Source organism: Pinisolibacter sp., assembly GCF_036782435.1.
In the GTDB taxonomy this organism is placed as follows: Bacteria; Pseudomonadota; Alphaproteobacteria; order Rhizobiales; family Ancalomicrobiaceae; genus CALBKH01.
In genome coordinates this window covers 51468-71547 of record NZ_DAIPZB010000022.1, presented here as the reverse complement: position 1 = coordinate 71547, position 20080 = coordinate 51468, and the positions used below count along the sequence as shown (strand labels likewise).

At 68.6% G+C, this 20080-nt stretch carries 22 protein-coding genes; 9 read left to right on the top strand and 13 right to left on the bottom strand.

Features of this window, described 5'->3' with window-relative positions; genetic code table 11:
- Positions 1–124: 30S ribosomal protein S2 (locus V7Q42_RS11400; protein ID WP_333824194.1), on the bottom strand; the 124-nt coding region annotated here is incomplete at its 3' end.
- Between the two features lie 267 nt (positions 125–391).
- Here V7Q42_RS11400 and V7Q42_RS11395 point away from each other — a divergent pair.
- The gene (locus V7Q42_RS11395; protein ID WP_333824191.1) at positions 392–616 is read left to right on the top strand and encodes an antitoxin MazE family protein; all 225 of its coding nucleotides are present in this window, start codon (positions 392–394) and stop codon (positions 614–616) included.
- Complete coding sequence (locus V7Q42_RS11390) at positions 613–936, top strand: type II toxin-antitoxin system PemK/MazF family toxin (RefSeq protein WP_333824190.1); 324 nt, start codon at positions 613–615, stop codon at positions 934–936. Before V7Q42_RS11395 ends, V7Q42_RS11390 begins: the two co-directional genes overlap by 4 nt.
- A gap of 82 nt (positions 937–1018) precedes the next feature.
- On the opposite strand, the gene V7Q42_RS11385 is transcribed toward V7Q42_RS11390, so the two are convergent.
- The 11 genes from V7Q42_RS11385 to V7Q42_RS11335 form a co-directional block, all read right to left on the bottom strand.
- Positions 1019–1471: a type II toxin-antitoxin system RatA family toxin gene (locus V7Q42_RS11385; RefSeq protein ID WP_333824188.1), complete on the bottom strand. Its 453-nt coding sequence runs from the start codon at positions 1469–1471 to the stop codon at positions 1019–1021.
- A 91-nt stretch (positions 1472–1562) separates the two neighbouring features.
- The gene (lipA, locus tag V7Q42_RS11380) at positions 1563–2519 is read right to left on the bottom strand and encodes a lipoyl synthase (protein ID WP_333824187.1); all 957 of its coding nucleotides are present in this window, start codon (positions 2517–2519) and stop codon (positions 1563–1565) included.
- Between the two features lie 92 nt (positions 2520–2611).
- Positions 2612–3058: a hypothetical protein gene (locus tag V7Q42_RS11375; RefSeq protein ID WP_333824186.1), complete on the bottom strand. Its 447-nt coding sequence runs from the start codon at positions 3056–3058 to the stop codon at positions 2612–2614.
- Between the two features lie 144 nt (positions 3059–3202).
- A complete protein-coding gene (locus V7Q42_RS11370; RefSeq protein WP_333824185.1) occupies positions 3203–3667 on the bottom strand; it encodes a hypothetical protein in 465 nt (154 codons plus the stop codon).
- A 173-nt stretch (positions 3668–3840) separates the two neighbouring features.
- Positions 3841–4935 carry a methyl-accepting chemotaxis protein gene (locus tag V7Q42_RS11365; protein WP_333824183.1) on the bottom strand — a complete coding sequence of 365 codons (1095 nt, stop codon included), beginning with the start codon at positions 4933–4935 and terminating at the stop codon, positions 3841–3843.
- A 274-nt stretch (positions 4936–5209) separates the two neighbouring features.
- A complete protein-coding gene (gene lpdA, locus V7Q42_RS11360; protein WP_333824182.1) occupies positions 5210–6622 on the bottom strand; it encodes a dihydrolipoyl dehydrogenase in 1413 nt (470 codons plus the stop codon).
- A 29-nt stretch (positions 6623–6651) separates the two neighbouring features.
- On the bottom strand, positions 6652–6900 hold the full coding sequence (locus V7Q42_RS11355; protein WP_333824181.1) for a hypothetical protein: 249 nt from the start codon (positions 6898–6900) through the stop codon (positions 6652–6654).
- Between the two features lie 309 nt (positions 6901–7209).
- Positions 7210–8514, bottom strand: a complete 1305-nt coding sequence (locus tag V7Q42_RS11350) for a pyruvate dehydrogenase complex dihydrolipoamide acetyltransferase (protein ID WP_333824180.1) — start codon at positions 8512–8514, stop codon at positions 7210–7212.
- Positions 8515–8610: 96 nt separating this feature from the next.
- Positions 8611–9957 (bottom strand): pyruvate dehydrogenase complex E1 component subunit beta, encoded by a 1347-nt coding sequence (locus V7Q42_RS11345; protein WP_333824179.1) that lies wholly within the window; start codon positions 9955–9957, stop codon positions 8611–8613.
- 12 nt (positions 9958–9969) lie between these two features.
- Positions 9970–10983, bottom strand: coding sequence for a pyruvate dehydrogenase (acetyl-transferring) E1 component subunit alpha (pdhA, locus tag V7Q42_RS11340; RefSeq protein ID WP_333824178.1), 1014 nt, complete (start codon positions 10981–10983; stop codon positions 9970–9972).
- Positions 10984–11150: 167 nt separating this feature from the next.
- Positions 11151–11492, bottom strand: a complete 342-nt coding sequence (locus V7Q42_RS11335) for an FtsB family cell division protein (protein ID WP_333824177.1) — start codon at positions 11490–11492, stop codon at positions 11151–11153.
- Positions 11493–11708: 216 nt separating this feature from the next.
- On the opposite strand from V7Q42_RS11335, the gene V7Q42_RS11330 reads away from it, so the two are divergent.
- Both V7Q42_RS11330 and V7Q42_RS11325 read left to right on the top strand, forming a co-directional pair.
- Positions 11709–12062 carry a carboxymuconolactone decarboxylase family protein gene (locus tag V7Q42_RS11330; protein WP_333824176.1) on the top strand — a complete coding sequence of 118 codons (354 nt, stop codon included), beginning with the start codon at positions 11709–11711 and terminating at the stop codon, positions 12060–12062.
- Positions 12063–12191: 129 nt separating this feature from the next.
- Entirely contained in the window at positions 12192–13010 is an 819-nt protein-coding gene (locus V7Q42_RS11325) for a hypothetical protein (protein ID WP_333824174.1), read from the top strand.
- Positions 13011–13136: 126 nt separating this feature from the next.
- Here V7Q42_RS11325 and V7Q42_RS11320 read toward each other — a convergent pair whose 3' ends face one another.
- On the bottom strand, positions 13137–13940 hold the full coding sequence (locus V7Q42_RS11320; RefSeq protein ID WP_333824172.1) for a cobalt-precorrin-6A reductase: 804 nt from the start codon (positions 13938–13940) through the stop codon (positions 13137–13139).
- On the opposite strand from V7Q42_RS11320, the gene cbiE reads away from it, so the two are divergent.
- From cbiE to parE, 5 genes are all read left to right on the top strand, one after another.
- Positions 13903–15198 carry a precorrin-6y C5,15-methyltransferase (decarboxylating) subunit CbiE gene (gene cbiE / locus V7Q42_RS11315; RefSeq protein WP_333824170.1) on the top strand — a complete coding sequence of 432 codons (1296 nt, stop codon included), beginning with the start codon at positions 13903–13905 and terminating at the stop codon, positions 15196–15198. The genes V7Q42_RS11320 and cbiE overlap by 38 nt on opposite strands.
- 274 nt (positions 15199–15472) lie before the next feature.
- Positions 15473–15886, top strand: a complete 414-nt coding sequence (locus V7Q42_RS11310) for a cobalamin biosynthesis protein (RefSeq protein WP_333824168.1) — start codon at positions 15473–15475, stop codon at positions 15884–15886.
- Entirely contained in the window at positions 15883–16656 is a 774-nt protein-coding gene (cobM, locus tag V7Q42_RS11305; RefSeq protein WP_333824167.1) for a precorrin-4 C(11)-methyltransferase, read from the top strand. The genes V7Q42_RS11310 and cobM overlap by 4 nt, the downstream gene beginning before the upstream one ends.
- Positions 16657–16886: 230 nt before the next feature.
- On the top strand, positions 16887–17807 hold the full coding sequence (gene rarD / locus V7Q42_RS11300; RefSeq protein WP_333824166.1) for an EamA family transporter RarD: 921 nt from the start codon (positions 16887–16889) through the stop codon (positions 17805–17807).
- A gap of 172 nt (positions 17808–17979) precedes the next feature.
- Positions 17980–20046, top strand: coding sequence for a DNA topoisomerase IV subunit B (gene parE, locus V7Q42_RS11295; protein WP_333824165.1), 2067 nt, complete (start codon positions 17980–17982; stop codon positions 20044–20046).
- The last annotated feature ends 34 nt before the right edge of the window (positions 20047–20080 follow it).

Here is a 20080-nt window from a genome sequence, read left to right as displayed (position 1 = left end):
TGTGGATGTTGTTGCGGGTGCCGAAGATGAACTCGGCCATCTTCGGGTTCCAGCGGTGCTTCTGATGGCCGAAGTGGACGCCGGCCTCGAGCAGCTGACGCATGGTGAAATCGGGCAAGGACATGGGCCCGTATCTCCTGTCTACCGGTTGAACCTCCGCGTGGGGTTGAGTTTCCGAGATCGGAAACACCGGTAGGACGCTTGGCGGTGCCGAGAAGCCTTCTCGGAACCGAGCGCCCTGCCCACGCGTGTGGAATGGCGCGGGGAATAGGCGGGACGGGGGGGATTGTCAAGCGGATGGGGGGAAGGTGCCATTCGAGACACCCGGCGCCTCTTGACGAATTCGACATTCCGACCAATTGTTACATGTAACAATTGCGAGGAGGCCACGATGCCCACTCCCGTCGGTCAGAGAGTCCGCAAGCGCCGGGATGCTCTGCGGGCGGCCGGCTTGCGCCCCGTTCAGATCTGGGTTCCCGACACCCGGCGTCCCGGCTTCGCCGAGGAATGCCGCCGCCAGGCCCGCGTGGTCGCGGCCGCCGATGCGGCGGATCACGAGTTGGAGGGCTTCCTCGACGCCGCGCTCCTCGACCTCGCGGACGAGCCTGCCTCATGAGGCGCGGCGACCTCGTCACGGTCGCCCTTCCTGGCGACTTCGGCAAACCGCGGCCGGCATTGATCGTTCAATCCGACCAGTTCCGAGAGACCGGCACGGTGACCGTGCTGCTGTTGTCGAGCACCCTCGTCGATGCCCCCCTGATCCGCCCGGCGCTGCAGCCGACGCCCGAAAACGGGCTGCTGAAGCCGTCCCAGGTTCAGGTCGACAAGGCCATGTCGGTGAAACGAGACAGGATCGGCCGCGTCATCGGCCATCTCGACGACGAGGCCATGCTCGCGGTCACGCGATCTCTCGCCCTGTTCCTCGGCATCGGCTGAAACGTCCTATACCGCGGGACCCAGGGCGGAATGGGCGATCCGCCGTCGATACGGGTGACGCAATACGCTTCACTATTACGCCCTAACGCCCGTACACCTCGTCCGCCCGCTTGGCGAAGGCTTCCGAGAACTTGTGGAAGGCCTTGTCGAACATGGCGCCCATCAGGGCGCTCAGCGTACGGCTTCTGAAGGCGTAGTCGATGAAGAAGCCGACTTCGCAGGCCCCGCCGTCGAGGTCGCGGAAGGTCCAGCGATTGTCGAGGTGTTCGAAGGGGCCGTCGAGATAGGCGACGTCGATGCGGTTCGCCGCCCGATCGAGGGTCACCCGCGAGGTGTAGGTCTCGCGCACCATCTTGAAGGCGACGGTCATGTCGGCGACCAGGATCTCGCGGCCGTCGGCCATGGTCTGGCGGCCGCGGATGTGCAGCGCCTCGCACAGCGGCAGGAACTGCGGGTAGCGCTCCGCGTCCGCCACCAGATCGAACATGTGCGCGGCGGTGTGGGGAACCCGTCTCGTGGTCTCGAACGCGGGCATGCCCCCTCCCCTTGGTTTCCGGCCGGTGGACTTCGGACCCGTCCGAAGTCCACCCTCTTCACGACCCGAACGGCCGATGCTCCGTCGAACTTCAGCCGCCGCGCTTCGCCGCCCGCGCCGCGCGCAGGCGCTCGAAATCCTCGCCCGCGTGGTGTGACGAGCGGGTCAGCGGGCTCGCCGAGACCATCAGGAAGCCCTTGGTGTAGGCGACCGTCTCGTAGCTCTTGAACTCGTCGGGCGTGACGAAGCCCATCACCGGATGGTGCTTGCGGGTCGGCTGCAGGTACTGGCCGATGGTGATGAAGTCGACGTCGGCCGAGCGCAGGTCGTCCATCAGCTGGAGGACCTCGTCGCGCTCCTCGCCGAGACCGACCATGATGCCGGACTTGGTGAAGATCTCCGGGTCGAGTTCCTTGACCCGCTGGAGGAGCCGCACCGAGTGGAAATAGCGCGCGCCGGGGCGAACCTTCAGGTAATTGCCCGGCACCGTCTCGAGATTGTGGTTGAAGACGTCGGGCTTGGCCGCCACCACCACCTCGAGTGCCCCGTCCTTCCTGAGGAAGTCCGGCGTCAGCACCTCGATGGTGGTCCGAGGCGATCTCGCCCGGATCGCCCGGATCGTCCTGGCGAAATGCTCGGCCCCGCCGTCGTCGAGGTCGTCGCGGTCGACCGAGGTGACGACGACGTGGGAGAGGCCGAGCTTCTCGACCGCGATCGCCACGTTCTCGGGTTCGTCGGCGTCGAGCGGATTCGGCTTGCCGGTGGCGACGTTGCAGAAGGCGCAGGCGCGGGTGCAGGTCTCGCCCATGATCATGAAGGTCGAGTGCTTCTTCGACCAACACTCGCCGATGTTGGGGCAGCTCGCCTCTTCGCAGACCGTCACCAGCTTGTTGTCGCGGACGATCTTCTGCGTCTCGACGTAGACCGGCGAGCCCGGCGCCTTGACGCGGATCCACGCCGGCTTGCGGGCGATCGGCTGATCGGGCCGGTGCGCCTTCTCCGGATGACGGGGGCGCAGATCCTTGGTCGTGTCGACCACGGTCACCATGGGCGGTCTCCTGGGAAACCCGCGCGCGCGGGCGTGTGACAGCGACTGATATAGGCGTGGGCGCGCCGCGGCAAGGCGAAGCGCCCTGCGCCTCAGTCGACCCTGCGTCCCTCTTTCACCCGGATCGGCTTCGCCGGGCGGCTCTTCACGTCGAGTTTGAGGTCGAGCTCGCTCTCGCCGGTGACCAGCGGCGCGGCGAGAACCACCGTCCCGTTGAAGCCTTCCTGCCGCCAGGCGCGCGGCAGCGGACCGCCTTCGGCCTCGTAGACGAGGGTCGAGACGCCCTTCGGCGGGACGATGCGCAGTTGCCAGACGACCCGATCGGCGGCGCATTCGGACCGCGCCACCTCCCAGCGGATACCGCTCGCCTCGCCGCTCTGCGTCACTTCGGTCGGGCAGAAGTCACGCGCCCAGAAGGAGCGCAGCCACTCCGGCGCCACGACCGCGACGGTCGCGGCGATACCGACGAGGACGAGTACGATGCGCCCCTGCCGTCGGCGGCGCCAAGCCTTGGAACTGTCGTCGCGCGGAATCGTCAAATCGGGCCTCCTCGTCTCTCCTCCTGTCTACGCCGAAGCGGCGGACAAGGAAACGCGGAGGCACAGGATGGCGCGATTACCCGGCGCGAGGGACCGTCGCGCCGGCGTCGCACCGGCATCGCAGGCCGACGACCGGACGATGGATCAGGGCGCGGCGACGCGGCGGCCGTCGCGCACGAAGATCGGCGCCTCGGGCAGGCCCTTCTTGTTGAGCGGCAGTTCGATCATCGCTGCGGTCTCGCCGGCGAGCGGACGCGACAGCTCCAGGCGGCCGGTGGAACCCGTCTGGGTCCAGGACAGCGGCTGCGGCCCGCCTTCGGCCTCGTAGATCAGCGCCGTGCCGCCCTTGGGCGGAACGATGGCCAAGCGGTGGAGGATGCGCCCCGCCCCACAGTCGGCGCGCGCGATCTCCCACCGGCCCTTACCGGTGAAGCCGTGCGAGGTCACCTCGGAGGGACAGCCGTCGCGGTCCAACCACAGCGACAGGATCGGCGGCGCGGCGAGGACGAAGGCAGCGACGCCGAGGATGGCGAGGAGCACCGCCCGTTGCCGCCAGCCGATGCGCACGCCACCCTCGCCGCTGGCGATCTCTCCCGTCCGGCCGTTCATGAGATGGCACCTCCGCGGCGACCGCCGCACCATGGCGGTCCTTTCGCCCTCACCCATGACCGGTTCCGCGCACGAAGTCGAGCGCGGCGGCGTACAGGGTATCCCGGACGGGCACCCCGGAACCGGGTGGCGCGGCGGCTCCCGGCGCGACCTTTCGGTCGGCGCCGCGCGCCTCAGGCGACGGCGCGAACGTGATGCCCTTCGGCCGCTTCGAGGATGACGCCGTACCAGCCGAGCCCGCCGTAGGTCTCGTAACCGGGCGTCAGGTGGAAGGCGACCGAGCCGCCGCCGGGCAGCGGATCGCAGCCGGAGGTGCGGCCGGCCGGGTCGAAGACGACGCGCTCCGAGAGGATGCCGTGCCCGTCGGACGACGCGATCACCCGTTTGTGGCGATCGACGAGCATCACGCGCGAACGCGCCTTCTCGTGTTCGGCGAGCCGCACGCCCTGGACGATGGTCGCGGCCTGGGGCTCCCAGTCGAAATGGATGGCGAGGACGCCGAGCGGACGGCCGTCGGCCTCGCCGTCGGCGCGCACCGTGGTGGCGAAGGTCGAGACGCGGGCGTGATCGAGCAACGTCTCGGCGGCGATGTCCTCGGCGTGGAAATCGTCGCCGGAGCGCAGGCCCATGGCGGCGCGGAACCACGGCCGATCGGCGACCGAGTGGCCGACGACGCCGAAGCGGTCGCCGCGGCCGTTGGCGATGACGTGACCCGACGGGTCGACCAGCCAGAGGTCGAGATAAACAGTGTAGGCCCTGAGGATGACGCCGAGGCGGCGGCCGGCGTGGTCGCAGGCCTCGCGCGTCGGATCGGTGGCGGCGTCGACGACGGCGCTGTCGGTCGCCCACCAACGGACATCGCAGGAGCGTTCGTAGAGGTTTCGGTCGATCAGCTCGACGGCGGAAAGGGCGAGATCGACCATGCGCGCGCCGTGCGCCGACTGCGCCATGCGGGTCGCCATCTGCGAGAGCTTTTCGATCTCCCCGCCCAGTTCGGCCTCGAGCCCGACGGCGAGGCCGTCGACCTCCTCGGAGATCCCCCTCACCTCCTGGCTGACGACGGCGAAGCCGCGGCCGACCTCGCCGGCGCGGGCCGCTTCGATGAGGGCGTTGAGCGCGAGGATCTTCATGCGCCGGGTGATGGCACGGATCTCGCCGACCTTGTCGAGCGTCGTGTCGCGCGCTGCATTGGAACATCTGACGATATCGTCGATGCCGACGAAATCGGTGTCTTCGGAGGTGTCCCGTCCCTTGGTGCTGGCCATCATCTCGGTGCTCGTTCCGTCGTTCTGTGCGACCTGACGCGCCGAGATTACCCTGGGTGACGGTTAATCGAATCCTAATCGAGATCAGGTGAAATGTTTGAATTGCGGGCTTGCACAAAATATCTGCAGACGCGATGCGACGCGAAACCGGAGAGAAACCATCTCCCACCGTTCGCGGCCACAACGCCGATGAGACATTGGGCATCTCGCCCAAGTCTTCGGCAGACGACGGCGGCCGCGGAGACGGGTCGCTGCCCGCCCGCGGCCGCCCACGACGTCAGATGTGGATGGCGCGGCCTTCCGAGTCGAGCACCGCCTCGTGCATCATCTCGGACAGCGTCGGGTGCGGGAACACCGTGTGGATGAGATCCTCCTCGGTGGTCTCGAGGTTCATCGCCACGGCGTAGCCCTGGATCAGCTCGGTCACTTCCGCGCCGATCATGTGGGCGCCGAGCAACCGCCCGGTCTTCTTGTCGAAGACCACCTTGACCAGACCCTCGGGCTCGCCGAGCGCGATCGCCTTGCCGTTGCCGAGATAGGGGAAGCGGCCGACCTTTACCTCGAAACCCGCTTCCTTGGCCTTGGCTTCGGTCAGGCCCACCGAGGAGACCTGCGGCTGGGAATAGGTGCAGGCGGGGATCTTGAGCTTGTCCATCGCGTGCGGGTGCTTCCCGGCGATGGCCTCGACGCAGATGACGCCCTCGTGTTCGCCCTTGTGGGCGAGCATCGGCGGACCGGCGACGTCGCCGATGGCGTAGATGCCGGGGACGTTCGACCGGCCGAACTCGTCGATGACGACGCAACCGCGCTCGGTCTTCACCCCGAGCGTTTCGAGCCCGAGGTTCTCGACGTTGCCGACGACGCCGACGGCGGAGATGACGCGATCGACGATCACCTCGCGGGTCACGCCCTTGTCGTCCTCGAGCGTCGCGGTGACGCTGTCGGCATGGCGGACGAGGCCGGCGACCTTGGTCTTGACGTGGATCTTCAGGCCGGCCTTCTCGAAGCTCTTCTTGGCCAGCGCCGAGATCTCGGCGTCCTCGACCGGCAGCACCCGGTCCATCACCTCGACCACCGTCACGTCGACACCGAGGGCGTTGTAGAACGACGCGAACTCGATGCCGATGGCGCCCGAGCCGACCACCAGCATGGTCTTCGGCAGGCTTTTCGGCTGCAACGCGTCGAAATAGGTCCAGACGAGCTTGCCGTCGGGCTCGAGCCCGGGCACGATGCGCGGCCGAGCGCCGGTGGCGAGAATGACGTGCTTCGCCGCATAGTCGCCGGCGCCGAGCGCCCCCTTCGGCGCCCCGTCGGCGGCAGCGACGGTGAGCTTGCCCGGGGCGGTGAGCGTCGCCCGGCCCCAGATCACGTCGACCTTGTTCTTCTTCAGAAGGAAGCCGACGCCGGTGGCGAGCTGGCCGGAAACGCCGCGCGACCGCTTGACGATCGCCTCGAGATCGAAGCTGGCATTGTCCACCTTCAGGCCGAAGGCGGATGCATGCTTCATGTATTGGTAGATCTCGGCCGAGCGCAGCAGCGCCTTGGTCGGAATGCAACCCCAGTTGAGGCAGATGCCGCCGAGATGCTTGGCCTCGACCACCGCCGCCTTGAGGCCGAGCTGGGCGGCACGGATGGCGGTGACGTAGCCGCCGGGACCGGCGCCGATGACGATGACGTCATATTGAGACATGAGGGACCTCGCTCGCCGAGGTCCCGATCTCAGGGGCGGGCCTCGAGAATGGCGAGCCGGTTCTTCAGGCCGGCGATATCCGCCGGAACGCCCTGAATATCGGCCCGGTTTTCACCATGGAGGCCGACCGTGAAGGTGACGTGGCCCTGCATCCGCTCGAGGATCTCGCGGCTGTCCTGCGTGTCGCCCTTCAGATCGGACACATCCGACTTGAGGCCGACGATGTCGGCCTGAATCTTCTGCAGGATCGGCAACACGACGTCGGTGATCTCGGACACGGGCGGAGCATCTCTCGCTATGCCCGAGACCATGACGTGAACGTCGCCGTTCCGTAACTCACACTGCGCTCTGCCATCTCCCGACCGTCGCCTCTGGCACCCCCTTCTCCCCCCGCGGGAGAAGGTGCCCCGAAGGGGCGGATGAGGGGGCGCCGCGAAGCGGCAACCGGTCGAACCATCGGGCACGGAGCTGAACGAGAGGTCCAGACCCCTCATCCGGCCTGCGGCCACCTTCTCCCGCAAGGGGAGAAGGGACTTCGGTGCTGCCTCCTCGATGCTCTCACGAGCCGCCGGAGGTTGTTCAGCGCCTCACACCAGCATGCCCATCGGGTTCTCGATCAGCGCCTTGAACGCCGCCAGGAGCTCGGCGCCGAGCGCGCCGTCCACCGCACGGTGGTCGGTCGACAGCGTCACCGTCATCACCGTGGCGACGGCCGGCTGACCGCCCTTGACCACCACCCGCTTCTCGCCGGCGCCGACCGCCAGGATCGTCGCGTGCGGCGGGTTGATGATCGCGGCGAAGTCCTTGATGCCGAACATGCCGAGGTTGGAGACGGCGGTGGAGCCGCCCTGATACTCCTCGGGCTTCAACTTGCGGGCCTTGGCGCGGGCGGCGAAGTCCTTCATCTCGTTGGAGATCGCCGACAGGGTCTTGGTCTCCGCCCTGCGCACCACCGGGGTGATCAGGCCGCCGGGGATCGACACCGCGACGCCGACGTCGGAGTGGCGATGCTTGAGCATCGCCCCGTCGGTCCAGGTGACGTTGGCGTCGGGCACGCGCTGCAAGGCCACCGCCATCGCCTTGATGACGAAGTCGTTGACCGAGACCTTGTAGGCCGGCTTGCCGTCCCTCACGGGCGCGGCGGCGTTGATCTGCTCGCGTAAGCCCAAGAGCGCGTCGAGCTCGGTGTCGACCGTCAGGTAGAAGTGCGGCACCGTCAGCTTCGATTCCATCAGCCGCTTGGCGATGGTCTTGCGCATGCCGTCGTGCGGGATGGTCTCGTAGGACCCCGGCTCGAACATCCGCAGGATCGCCTCCTCCGACGGACCGGTGGGCAGCGCCACCGGAGCGGCGGCTGCCGGCGACGCGGCGGCAGGAGCGGCAGCGGCGGCGGACGCGGGCGCGCCGGCCTTGGCCGTGCCGGACGCGGCGGCGGCTTCGACGTCCTTGAGAACGATGCGGCCGCGCGGGCCGGAGCCGGCGATCTTGGCGAGATCGAGCCCCTTCTCCTTGGCCACCCGGCGGGCGAGCGGCGAGGCGAAGATGCGTTCGCCGGAGGCCGCGACCGGGGCCGGACCGGCCGAGACGGTCGGCGCCGGAGCCGGAGCGGCCTTCGGGGCGGGTGCCGCTGCGGCCGCCGAGACGTCCTCGCCTTCCGCCGCGATCACCGCGATCGGCGTGTTGACGGCGACGTCCTGGGTACCGGCCGGCACCAGGATGGCTGCGAGCGTCCCCTCGTCGACGGCTTCCACTTCCATGGTCGCCTTGTCGGTCTCGATCTCGGCGATGACGTCGCCGGACTTGACGGTGTCGCCGACGGCCTTCAGCCACTTGGCGAGATTGCCCTTCTCCATGGTCGGAGACAGCGCGGGCATGAGGATGTTGGTGGGCATGGGTCCCCCCGATGTGTCACGGATCTCTCGGGGCGGACGCGATCGTCACCCCGGCTGGGACCGGGCCGCGGCGCTCTCGCCCGCGGCCACGGGGGATCAGCGGTAGGTCACCGCCCGGACCGCCTCGATCACCTCGGCGACCGACGGCAGCGCCAGCTTCTCGAGGTTGGCGGCATAGGGCATCGGCACGTCCTTGCCCGTGACCTTGAGCACCGGCGCGTCGAGCCAGTCGAAGGCCTCCGTGACCAACCTGGAGGCGATCTCCGAGCCGATCGAGCAGACCGGCCAGCCCTCTTCGACGGTGACGCAGCGCCCGGTCTTCATCACCGAGGCGACGACCGTCTCCATATCGAGCGGACGCAGCGTCCTGAGGTCGATCACCTCGGCCGAGATACCTTGTGCCTCGAGCTCGGCGGCGGCTTTGATGCAGTAGGTCATGCCGATGCCGAAGGAGACGAGGGTCACGTCGGTACCCTTGCGCACCACCTTGGCCTTGCCGATCGGGACGACGTGGTCGCCGACCGGCACCTCGAAGGACTGGCCGTAGAGGATCTCGTTCTCCAGGAAGACCACCGGGTTGGGATCGCGGATCGCCGCCTTGAGAAGGCCCTTGGCATCCGCCGCGTTCCACGGCTGGACCACCTTCAGGCCGGGGATCTGGGCGTACCACGCCGCATAATCCTGGGAGTGCTGCGCACCGACGCGGGCGGCCGCACCGTTGGCGCCGCGGAAGACGATCGGGCAGCCCATCTGGCCGCCGGACATGTAGAGCGTCTTGGCGGCGGAATTGATGATGTGGTCGATCGCCTGCATGGCGAAGTTGAAGGTCATGAACTCGACGATCGGCCGCAGACCGGCGAGCGCCGCGCCGACGCCGAGACCGGCGAAGCCGTGCTCGGTGATCGGCGTGTCGATGACGCGGGCGTCGCCGAACTCCTGCAGCAGGTTCTGCGTCACCTTGTAGGCGCCCTGGTACTCGGCGACCTCCTCGCCCATGACGAAGACGGTGTCGTCGCGGCGCATCTCCTCGGCCATGGCGTCGCGCAACGCCTCACGCACCGTCTGGGTGACGAATTCCGTACCCGCCGGATAATCCGGCTCGTCGGCGACCGCGGCGGCAACCACCGCCGGAGCGGCGGGAGCGGGCGCGGCAGCCGGGACCGGCGCGGCCGCGGGGGCCGAAGCGCCGGCGGTGTCGTTCACGTCGACGCCGATCAGGGCGATCGGCGTGTTGACCTTCACGCCTTCCGAGCCGGCGGCGATCAGGATCGCCGAGAGCACGCCCTCGTCGACGGCTTCGACTTCCATCGTCGCCTTGTCGGTCTCGATCTCGGCGATGACGTCGCCGGCCTTGACGGTGTCGCCGACGGCCTTCAGCCACTTGGCGAGTTTGCCCTCCTCCATCGTCGGGGAGAGCGCGGGCATGAGAATTTCGGTCGCCATGTCGCGGTCTCCTCAGCGTACGATGTCGGTCCAGAGCTCGGACGCGTCCGGCTCGGGGTCGTTCTGGGCGAATTCGGCCGACTCCTGGACGATCACCCGAACCTCGGCATCGATCTTCTTGAGGTCGTCCTCGGAGACGAGGCCGCCGGCGAGGAGACGATTGCGCACCTGCTCGATCGGGTCGTGCTCGTTGCGCATCTTCTGGACCTCCTCCTTCGACCGGTACTTGGCCGGGTCGGACATGGAGTGGCCACGATAGCGATAGGTCTGCATCTCCAGGATATACGGACCCTGGCCGGTGCGGGCGTGCTCGAGGGCGCGGGCCGAGGCCTCGCGCACCGCGCGAACGTCCATGCCGTCGACCTGCTCGCCGGGGATGTCGAACGAGGCGCCGCGCTTGGAGAAGTCGGTCTGCGACGAGGCGCGGGTCACCGCCGTGCCCATGGCGTAGCGGTTGTTCTCGATGACGTAGACGACCGGCAGCTTCCACAGCGCCGCCATGTTGAAGCTCTCGTAGACCTGACCCTGGTTGGCCGCGCCGTCGCCGAAGAAGGCCAGCGACACCTTGCCGTTCTTCTTGTAGCGGTTGGCGAAGCCGAGGCCGGTGCCGAGCGACACCTGGGCGCCGACGATGCCGTGACCGCCGAAGAACTGCTTCTCGACGCTGAACATGTGCATCGAGCCGCCCTTGCCCTTGGAATAGCCGCCGCGGCGCCCGGTCAGCTCGGCCATGACGCCGTTCGCCGACATGCCGCAGGCCAGCATGTGGCCGTGGTCGCGGTAGCCGGTGATGAACTGGTCGCCCTCTTCCATCGCCATCTGCATGCCGACGACGACGGCTTCCTGGCCGATGTAGAGGTGGCAGAAACCGCCGATCAGCCCCATGCCGTACATCTGACCCGCCTTCTCCTCGAAGCGGCGGATCAGCAGCATCATGCGATAGGCGGCGAGTTCCTCGTCCCGATTGAAGGGAGCCGGTCCCGTCTCTTGCGGCGCCTTGCTCTTGGTCGACTTGGCCGTGGCCATCTGTTCCTCCCCTGCGTCGGCGGCGTACCGATCTGGATGAGGGGAGGATAGAGCGTCCGCGACCCCACGCAAGGGTCACCGACGACGGTGCGGAGCACCATCAAGATGTTGCTGTGCAACACGAATTTTCGACTGAACTGAAATCGAGTTGATTCGACCAAATGAACTCAGTTTCGGTTGACGATGCGACCGATCGGCGCAGTCGCGACGATGGCGACCTCGTTGCCGTTGGCGAAGCCGAGGATCTCGCGGGCGCGTTCGTCGAGCATGTCGCTCTCGAGGCTGGCGGAGCGCAGCAGCGCCACACGCCGTTCGACCGCCGCTCGCTCGGCCTTCACCTTGGCGAGCTCGCCGTCGAGACGCTTCGCCTCGACCGCCAATTGCCGACGCGCTTCGATACCGAAGGACCCGTGCCAACCGTGCCAGGCGAAGTAACCTGAGAAGCCGAGGGCGATGACCGGGACGAGCAGAGGACGCAGATAGGATTTCTTGTGTTGACGCGTGGACATACGAACTCTGACGCCTCGAACTCTGAACAACGACGCCCCGCGAGGGAACCGAGACCTCCATTCGATCATCTCGTGGTTAACAAGCCCTTGCGACTCAGTGGGAATCCGCTTTGCCACGACCTTCCCCCGCGTCCATTCACCGTCTTTACGGAGCTTCCCGGATGCGCCACCCTCCAGGCGGAGGATGGGCTCGAAAGATCACGAGAGGGTCCGCCCATGGTCACTGAAAAACTCGGCGAATTGGCGAAGCGGCGGCGTGCCGCCCACATGCGTTTCACCGCACTCGGCTCGAAGACCTACCAGGCCTTCGTGACGCTCGAGAAAGCGACCTATGCCGACGGCGCGCTTTCGAAGCGCCAGAAGGAACTGATCGCCATCGGCATCTCGATCGTCCTCGACTGCGAGAGCTGCATCCAGTGGCACATCGAGCAGGCGGCGCGGGCCGGCGCCTCGGGTCGCGAGATCATGGAGGCGATCGACGTCGGCATGGAGATGGGCGGCGGCCCCGCCACCGTCTCGGCCCGCTTCGCCCTCGATGTGATGGACGCGGTCTTCCCCGACGGGATCTGAAGGGTCTGCGTCCGGCGCAGTGGAATGTCGGCGAGGACCATGGGAGCGGCGAAGATCCGGCGGGTCCGATAACCTTCCGCCGACGATTTTCGTGGCACACTCGGGCGAACCGAACCGGAGCGCCCGATGATGTCGCCTCCCTCCCCTCGCTCGTCCGCGCCCTCGATCCGTCGCGGGCTCGCCTTCGTGATCGTCTTCGCCGCCGCGGCCTGTTCGTCGGATCCGACGGCGATCTCGGTGGACATGGAGACCGACAAGGTCTCGCGCGAATTCGTCGACAAGGCGCTCGACGCTTTCCGCCGCGCCTGTCCGGCGCTCTTCACCGCCCACGCGAGCGACGTCTCGGGCCTGACGGCGATCGTCTCCGACGAACGCTCCACCGCCATCCGTAGGCTCGGCTGGGGCGTGCACATCGCGCTGGCCATGAAGGTGCGCTCGTCACCGACGACGCTCGCCGGTTTCGCCGATGCCGAGCGCCGTGCGGACTTCCTCATCGGCGGCGGCGACAAGCCCGGCTTCTCGGCCCTGTCGCCGACGTCGGCCGCGCTCTGCGACCTGACGCCGTCGCCCGGGCGGGCGCAGGTATTCAAGCCCGTGCCGGAATTGGCGACCCATCTGCCGCGGCTCAAATACGTCGTCACCGACGCCCAGCGCGCCCATTGGGACGACGAGATGACCCGCGCCATGGCCGGCACCTACCAGAACCAGCGCAACATCGCCTGGTGCTACACCGACGGCTGCGACGGGGTGGAATCGATCGACGACGTCAAGGCCTGCGCCTGGCGGCTGGTCATCGTCGCCGCCAAGCATCCGAAAGCCGAAGCCTCCGACGACGACAACGTCGAGATCGACTGCCGGCAGAACCTCACCCCCGACGAACAGCGCGCCGCGCGGGCGAAGGCCGACGAGATCTTCCGCAAGATCTATTCGAAGCCGTTGCCGAAATAGGGTGCGAAGAGCGCAGCGAATCGCACCGGCGGCGCCGGTGAAATATCCGACCCTGTCGGGCGTTCCGCTCCGGGGCATCGGACGCGGCAATTCGCTCGCGCTCTTCGCACCCTACCGATCCGCAACCTATGGCGCCCTCGCCTTCTCGATGAAGGCGAAGACGCCCTCGACGTCGTGCACCTGCGGGACATCGGGGCGGACCGGCGGTTGCACCACGATCACCGGAAGGCCGAGCTCCCGCGCCGCCACCATCTTCGGCCGTGTCGCCGAGCCGCCGGAGTTCTTGGTGACCACCACGTCGATACGCTCGCGCACCATCAGATCGCGCTCGGCGGCGAGGTCGAAGGGCCCGCGATCGAGCAGCAGCGTGTGATCGGGCAGACCCGGCAGGTCGCCGGGATGATCGATGGTGCGGACGAGATAGTGATGCTGCGGCGCCGCCTCGAAGGCGGGAAGGCCGAGGCGGCCGGTGGTGAGGAGCACGCGACGCGGCGTCTCGCCGATCGCGCGGGCCGCCGCGTCGAGACTCTCGACATCGATCCACCGATCGCCCGTCTCCCGGGTCCACGGTGGGCGGACGAAGGCGACGATCGGCGTGGCCGTCGCCCGCGCCGCCTCCGCCGCGTTCTTCGAGATCTGTGCGGCGAAGGGGTGGGTGGCGTCGACGAGAACGCCGATCGCCTCGTCGCGGAGGTGCCGGGCCAGCCCTTCGACACCGCCGAAGCCGCCGATCCGCGTCGGGATCGGCTGGGCCGCCGGCGCCTCGGTCCGGCCGGCGAGCGACAGCGTCGCGACGATGTCGGACCGCGCCGAAAGCGCCTTGGCCAAACGGCTCGCTTCCGTGGTACCACCCAGCACCAGAACCCGCATGACCCCTCCCGGGAGCGCATCCATGATCGATCCGGCCGCCACCCATCCGTGGCTCGCCATCCTCGGCCTCGGCGAAGACGGCCTCGACGGCCTCTCTCCTGCCGCGCGTCGGCTCCTCGATCAAGCCGAACTCGTCGTCGGCGGCAAGCGCCATCTCGATCTGGTCGGCGACGTGAAGGGCGAGAAACTCGCCTGGCCGTCGCCGCTCACCGACGCCTTCCCGGCGATCCTGGCGCGACGCGGCCGCCCCGTGGCGGTGCTCGCGTCGGGCGACCCCTTCTCCTACGGCGTCGGCTCGCTGCTCGCCCGCCACGTGCCGCCGACCGACTATGTCACCATCCCTGCCCCGTCGGCCTTCTCGATGGCGGCGGCGCGCGTCGGCTGGGCGGTGCAGGATTGTGCGCTGGTCACCCTCCACGGCCGCGCCTTCGAGAAGATCGTGCCGCATCTCCAGCCCGGCCGGCGCATCCTCGTCCTCTCCTGGGACGGCACCACGCCCGGCCGCCTCGCCGAACACCTGCGCGACCGCGGCATGGGCCGCTCCAAGCTGATCGTGCTGGAGGCTATGGGGGGGATGCGCGAGCGCGTCCACGCCACCACGGCGAACGACTTCGACCGCGCCGATCTCGATCCCCTGAACACCGTGGCGATCGAGGTGGTGGCCGACGCGAGCGCCCGCGTCCTGCCGCTCGCCGCCGGCATTCCCGATCATTTCTTCGACAACGACGGCCAGATCACCAAGCGCGAAGTCCGCGCCGTGACGCTCTCCAAGCTGGCGCCGCGCCACGGCGAACTCCTGTGGGACGTCGGCGCCGGCACCGGCTCGATCGCCATCGAATGGATGCTGGCGGACCCGAAGAACCGGGCGATCGCCGTCGAGCCGCGCGCCGATCGCCTCGCCCGCATCGCCCGCAACGCCGCCACATTCGGGGTGCCGGATCTCGCCATCGTCGAGGGCTTCGCCCCGGCCGCCCTCGACGGACTGGCGACGCCGAACGCCGTCTTCCTCGGCGGCGGCGGCTCGGACGCGGCACTGGTGAAACTGTGCATGGAGCGCCTCGCCCCGGGCGGGCGGCTGGTGATCAACGCCGTGACCATCGAGACCCAGGCCGAGGTGATCGGCCACGCCAAGGCTTTCGGCGGCGAGTTGGTGCAGATCTCGATCGCCCGCGCCGTCCCCCTCGGCCGCTTCCACGGCTTCAAGCCGGCGATGCCGATCGTCCAGTGGTGTTGGGAAAAACCTGTGGACGGCCCTGTGGAAAACCGTTGGACGGGCCGGGGAGACGAGGTGGACGAGGCTGTGGAGGACGAGGGATGAGGTGCTCGGCGTTCGACCCGAACTCCCGCCGTCCGCCGGGCAGCCTCCTAGCCCCCTCTCCCTGTCCCGCCCCCTCCCGGGGGGAGGCAACGACGGGGCGCGGATCTTCGTCCCATAGGCGCTGGGCCGTTCCGAAACACCGCCGGGCCCACGTCGCGATGACCGGCTGCGCCTTCGGCGTCCCCTCCCCGCTCGAGGGGGAGGGACAGGGAGGTGGGGCCGGCACTCTCGGTGCGACGAGCACCTCCGCTCAGCCCGAGCGGAGAGCCCTCGCATGACCTCCCGCCCCTTCCTCGCCGTCGGGGTCGGTTGCCGCTCCGGGGTCTCGGGCGCGGCGATCGCCGATCTCGTCGAACGCGCCCTCGAGACCTGCGCCCGGCCCGATGCGCCGGTGGCGATGTTCACCGTCGTCGACAAGGCGCAGGAACCGGGCATCGGCGAGGCCGCCGCGGCCCTCGGGCTCGCCCTCGTCCATCTGCCGCGCGCCGCGCTGGCGGCGGTCGCCGACGCCGTCGAGACGCGGTCGGACAAGGTGGTGGAACTCTTCGGCGTGCCGTCGATCGCGGAGGGCGCGGCGCTCGCCGGCGCCGGCCCCGGCGCACGTCTGGTGGTGAAACGCATGGCCGACAGGGGCGCCACCGTGGCGGTGGCACTCGGCGGCGCGACGACGGGAGCGGATGCGGAATGACGGTGCATTTCATCGGAGCCGGGCCCGGCGCGGCCGATCTCATCACGGTGCGCGGGCGCGACCTCTTGGCGCGGTGCCCCGTGGTGATGTGGGCCGGCTCGATCATCGCGCCCGAACTCCTGACCCACGCCCGCGCGGACGCCCGCATCGTCGACACGGCGCCGATGTCGCTCGACGAGATCGAGGCGGAATACCTCCGCGCCGACGCCGCGGGCGAAGACGTGGCGCGGCTCCATTCCGGCGACCTCTCGGTGTGGAGCGCCATGGGCGAGCAGATCCGCCGCCTGGAGAAACACGGCATCCCCTACACGGTGACGCCGGGCGTACCCTCCTTCGCCGCCGCCGCCGCCGTTCTCGGCCAGGAACTGACGCTGCCGGAAGTCGCCCAGTCGGTGGTGCTCACCCGCACCTCGGGCCGCGCCTCGGCGATGCCCGAGACCGAGACGCTCGCAGCCTTCGCCGCGACACGGGCGACGCTGGCCGTCCATCTCTCGATCCACGTGTTGCCGAAGATCGTCGCCGAACTGACGCCCGCCTATGGCGCCGACTGCCCGGTGGCGATCGTCTTCCGCGCCACCTGGCCCGACGAGAAGGTGATCCGCGGGACGCTCGCCACCATCGAGGCGGAGCTCGCCGCCGCCGGAGGCCTCGAGCGCACCGCGCTGATCCTGGTCGGCCGGGCGCTCGCGGCGGAGGTCGTCCGCGAGAGCGCGCTCTACGATGCGGGCTATCAGCGGCGGTTCCGCGGCCGGGATTCACGGCCGGAGTGAGCGGGGATCGCGCCGATCCGGTGGGGGGCAGCCATGCGCTCCGCCGCTCTGCGCGATCTCGAAAAGGCCTTTATGGGATGGAGGATCGCAGCGGCTCGGTACGGACCGCCGCGGCCCGCCGCAAGTTCTCTCCGGTCGCCGTACCCTGCGGCCGCCGGGCGTACGACGTTCCGCCGGCGCCCGCGCCGTCCCTTCCCCTCGATGTGAGCTTCGGCTCGAAACGGCTCTTCATGTCTCCTTCGGACCATCGCGATACGCGGGAAGGCTTCCTCTTCGCCGGTGGCGCCTATTTCATGTGGGGCTTCCTGCCGCTCTACATGAAGGCGCTGGCGCACGTGCCGGCCTGGGAGGTGGTGCCGCACCGGATCCTGTGGTCGCTGCCGATCGCCGGATTGGTGGTGTGGTGGCAGGGCAAGGCCGGCGCGCTGGTGAAGGCGGCGACCACGCCGCGCACCCTGGCGATGGCTTTCCTGACCGCCTCGCTGATCTCGGTGAACTGGGGCACCTACGTCTGGGCGATCGGCGCCGGACGGGCGCTGGAGACGGCGCTCGGCTACTACATCAACCCGCTGTTCTCGGTGTTCCTCGCCGCCGTGCTGATCGGCGAGCGGCTGAGCCGGCCGCAGGTCTTCGCCATCTTCCTCGCCGCCCTCGCGGTGGCGCTCCTCACCTGGGAGGCCGGCGGCCTGCCCTGGGTGTCGATCGTCCTCACCGTCTCCTGGGGCTTCTACGCCTATTTCAAGCGCACCCTGCCGGTCGATCCGACCCAGGGCTTCCTGCTCGAGGTGACGCTTCTGGCGCTGCCCTCCCTCGCGATGTTCGGCTGGCTCGAGCGCGAGGGCGCCTCGCACTTCCTCCACACCGGCGCCACCGACGCGCTTCTCCTCGTCGGCTCCGGCGTCGTCACCGCCATCCCGCTGATGCTCTACGCCACCGGCGCCAAGCTGCTGCGCCTCTCGACCATCGCCGTGATGCAGTATTCCGCCCCGACGATGATCTTCCTCATCGCCGTCTTCGTCTTCCACGAGCCCTTCGGCGCGACCAAGCTCGCCGCCTTCGCCCTGATCTGGACGGCGCTGGTGATCTACACCTGGACGCTGATCGCCGCGGCGCGGCACCGGACGAGGCGTGAAGCCGACCCGCCGCGGTAGAGTGCGAAGCGCGCGACGATCCGAGATACGGCCAGCAAGAACAATGCACGAACAAATTCCCTTGCCCTCCCGATCCGTGACAGAATGCCGGTGATTCGGGTGGACGATCGGGCTATGAACGGCGCCCGCGCCGGGATGGCGACGGGCGAGCGCGAAGGACGGGTGTCGGCAGATGGCGAGTGACGATCTCTTCGGCGGAGCGGCGACGGCGCGCAAGGCGCCGGCGAAGACGCCGGCCGCCAAGGCCGAGGCCGTCAAGGCGGCGCTGACGCTGGCCGCCTCGTCGAAGCGCGCCACGCCCGGCGAGAGCGACTACGACGCTTCCCACATCGAAGTCCTCGAAGGCCTCGAACCGGTTCGCCGCCGCCCCGGCATGTACATCGGCGGCACCGACGAGAAGGCTCTGCACCATCTCTTCGCCGAGGTCATCGACAATTCGATGGACGAGGCGGTGGCCGGCCACGCCTCCTTCATCGAAGTGGCGCTCGACGCCGACGGGACGCTGACCATCGCCGACAACGGCCGCGGTATCCCGGTCGATCCGCACCCGAAGTTCCCCGACAAATCCGCCCTCGAAGTCATCATGACCATGCTGCATTCGGGCGGAAAGTTCGACGGCAAAGCATACGAGACCTCGGGCGGTCTGCACGGCGTCGGCGTGTCGGTGGTCAATGCACTTTCCGAGTTCCTCGAGGTCGAGGTCGCCAAGAACCGGCGGCTCTATCGCCAACGCTTCTCTCGCGGCAATCCGCAGGGTGGGCTCGAAAGTCTCGGCGAGATCATGAACCGTCGCGGCACCACGGTGCGCTTCCGCCCCGATCCCCAGATCTTCGGCGAGGGCGCGCGCTTCAAGGCGGAACGCATCTACCGCATGGCCCGCTCCAAGGCCTATCTCTTCGGCGGCGTCGAGATCCGTTGGTCCTGCGCACCGGAATGCGTGTCGCAGGCCGATCCGGTGCCGGACAAGGCGGTCTTCCACTTCCCCGGCGGCCTGAAGGACTTCCTCGCCGAACGGCTGAAGGGCGAGCGCCTCGTCTGCGAGGACTTCTTCGCGGGAAAGACGGCGAAGACGTCGGGCCACGGCGCGGTCGAATGGGCGGTCGCCTGGTTCGCCGGCGACGGCTTCGTCTCCTCCTACTGCAACACCGTGCCGACCCCCGAGGGCGGCACTCACGAGGCCGGCTTCCGCATCGCGCTCCTGCGCGGCCTCAAGGCCTACGCCGATCTCGTCGGCAACAAACGGGCCGGCGTGCTGACCACCGACGACGTCATGACCTCCTCGGGCGCCATGCTGTCGGTCTTCATCCGCGAACCGGAGTTCGTCGGCCAGACCAAGGACAAGCTCGCCACTCAGGAGGCGAGCCGCATCGTCGAGACGGCGATCAAGGACGCCTTCGACCACTGGATCGCCGCCTCGCCCGCCAATGCCGCGAAACTCCTCGAATGGACGATCGAGCGCGCCGAGGAGCGCCTCAAGCGTCGCCAGGAGAAGGAGGTCCTGCGCAAGACCGCGGTGCGCAAGCTGCGCCTGCCGGGCAAGCTCGCCGACTGCTCCGACAGCGCCGCGCAGGGCTCCGAACTCTTCATCGTCGAGGGCGATTCGGCCGGCGGCTCGGCCAAGCAGGCACGCGATCGCCGTTCCCAGGCGGTGCTGCCGCTCCGCGGCAAGATCCTCAACGTCGCCTCGGCGACGCGCGAGAAGCTGGGCGCCAACCAGCAGCTCGCCGACCTCGTCCAGGCGCTCGGATGCGGGTTGCGCTCCGCCTATCGCGACGAGGATCTGCGCTACGACAAGATCATCGTCATGACCGACGCCGACGTCGACGGCGCCCACATCGCCTCGCTGCTCGTCACCTTCTTCTGGCGCGAGATGCCCAACCTCGTGAGGAGCGGCCACCTCTATCTCGCCGTACCGCCGCTCTACCGGCTGACCCACGGCGCCAAGACCGCCTACGCCCGCGACGAGGCGCATCGCGACGAGCTGATGCGGACGATGTTCAAGAACAAGAAGCCCGAGATCGGCCGCTTCAAGGGCCTCGGCGAGATGATGCCGAACCAGCTCAAGGAGACGACCATGGATCCGCGCTCGCGCACCCTTCTGCGCGTCGGCATCCTCGACGACAGCGAACAACCGACGGCGGATTCGGTCGAGCGCCTGATGGGCAACAAGCCCGAGGCCCGCTTCACCTTCATCCAGGAACGCGCCGCCTTCGCCGACGAGTTGGAACTGGACATCTGAGAGAGCGATGATTCCGACCGGTCGGTCGGTAAGC

Excerpts from the sequence above, each read along its gene's own strand:
- V7Q42_RS11395 (WP_333824191.1), top strand. The coding sequence starts at position 392 with ATGCCCACTCCCGTCGGTCAGAGAGTCCGCAAGCGCCGGGATGCTCTG.
- V7Q42_RS11390 (WP_333824190.1), top strand. The coding sequence starts at position 613 with ATGAGGCGCGGCGACCTCGTCACGGTCGCCCTTCCTGGCGACTTCGGC.
- V7Q42_RS11385 (WP_333824188.1), bottom strand. The coding sequence starts at position 1,471 with ATGCCCGCGTTCGAGACCACGAGACGGGTTCCCCACACCGCCGCGCAC.
- lipA (WP_333824187.1), bottom strand. The coding sequence starts at position 2,519 with ATGGTGACCGTGGTCGACACGACCAAGGATCTGCGCCCCCGTCATCCG.
- V7Q42_RS11370 (WP_333824185.1), bottom strand. The coding sequence starts at position 3,667 with ATGAACGGCCGGACGGGAGAGATCGCCAGCGGCGAGGGTGGCGTGCGC.
- V7Q42_RS11365 (WP_333824183.1), bottom strand. The coding sequence starts at position 4,935 with ATGATGGCCAGCACCAAGGGACGGGACACCTCCGAAGACACCGATTTC.
- lpdA (WP_333824182.1), bottom strand. The coding sequence starts at position 6,622 with ATGTCTCAATATGACGTCATCGTCATCGGCGCCGGTCCCGGCGGCTAC.
- V7Q42_RS11350 (WP_333824180.1), bottom strand. The coding sequence starts at position 8,514 with ATGCCCACCAACATCCTCATGCCCGCGCTGTCTCCGACCATGGAGAAG.
- V7Q42_RS11345 (WP_333824179.1), bottom strand. The coding sequence starts at position 9,957 with ATGGCGACCGAAATTCTCATGCCCGCGCTCTCCCCGACGATGGAGGAG.
- pdhA (WP_333824178.1), bottom strand. The coding sequence starts at position 10,983 with ATGGCCACGGCCAAGTCGACCAAGAGCAAGGCGCCGCAAGAGACGGGA.
- V7Q42_RS11335 (WP_333824177.1), bottom strand. The coding sequence starts at position 11,492 with ATGTCCACGCGTCAACACAAGAAATCCTATCTGCGTCCTCTGCTCGTC.
- V7Q42_RS11330 (WP_333824176.1), top strand. The coding sequence starts at position 11,709 with ATGGTCACTGAAAAACTCGGCGAATTGGCGAAGCGGCGGCGTGCCGCC.
- V7Q42_RS11325 (WP_333824174.1), top strand. The coding sequence starts at position 12,192 with ATGTCGCCTCCCTCCCCTCGCTCGTCCGCGCCCTCGATCCGTCGCGGG.
- cbiE (WP_333824170.1), top strand. The coding sequence starts at position 13,903 with ATGATCGATCCGGCCGCCACCCATCCGTGGCTCGCCATCCTCGGCCTC.
- V7Q42_RS11320 (WP_333824172.1), bottom strand. The coding sequence starts at position 13,940 with ATGGCGAGCCACGGATGGGTGGCGGCCGGATCGATCATGGATGCGCTC.
- V7Q42_RS11310 (WP_333824168.1), top strand. The coding sequence starts at position 15,473 with ATGACCTCCCGCCCCTTCCTCGCCGTCGGGGTCGGTTGCCGCTCCGGG.
- cobM (WP_333824167.1), top strand. The coding sequence starts at position 15,883 with ATGACGGTGCATTTCATCGGAGCCGGGCCCGGCGCGGCCGATCTCATC.
- rarD (WP_333824166.1), top strand. The coding sequence starts at position 16,887 with ATGTCTCCTTCGGACCATCGCGATACGCGGGAAGGCTTCCTCTTCGCC.
- parE (WP_333824165.1), top strand. The coding sequence starts at position 17,980 with ATGGCGAGTGACGATCTCTTCGGCGGAGCGGCGACGGCGCGCAAGGCG.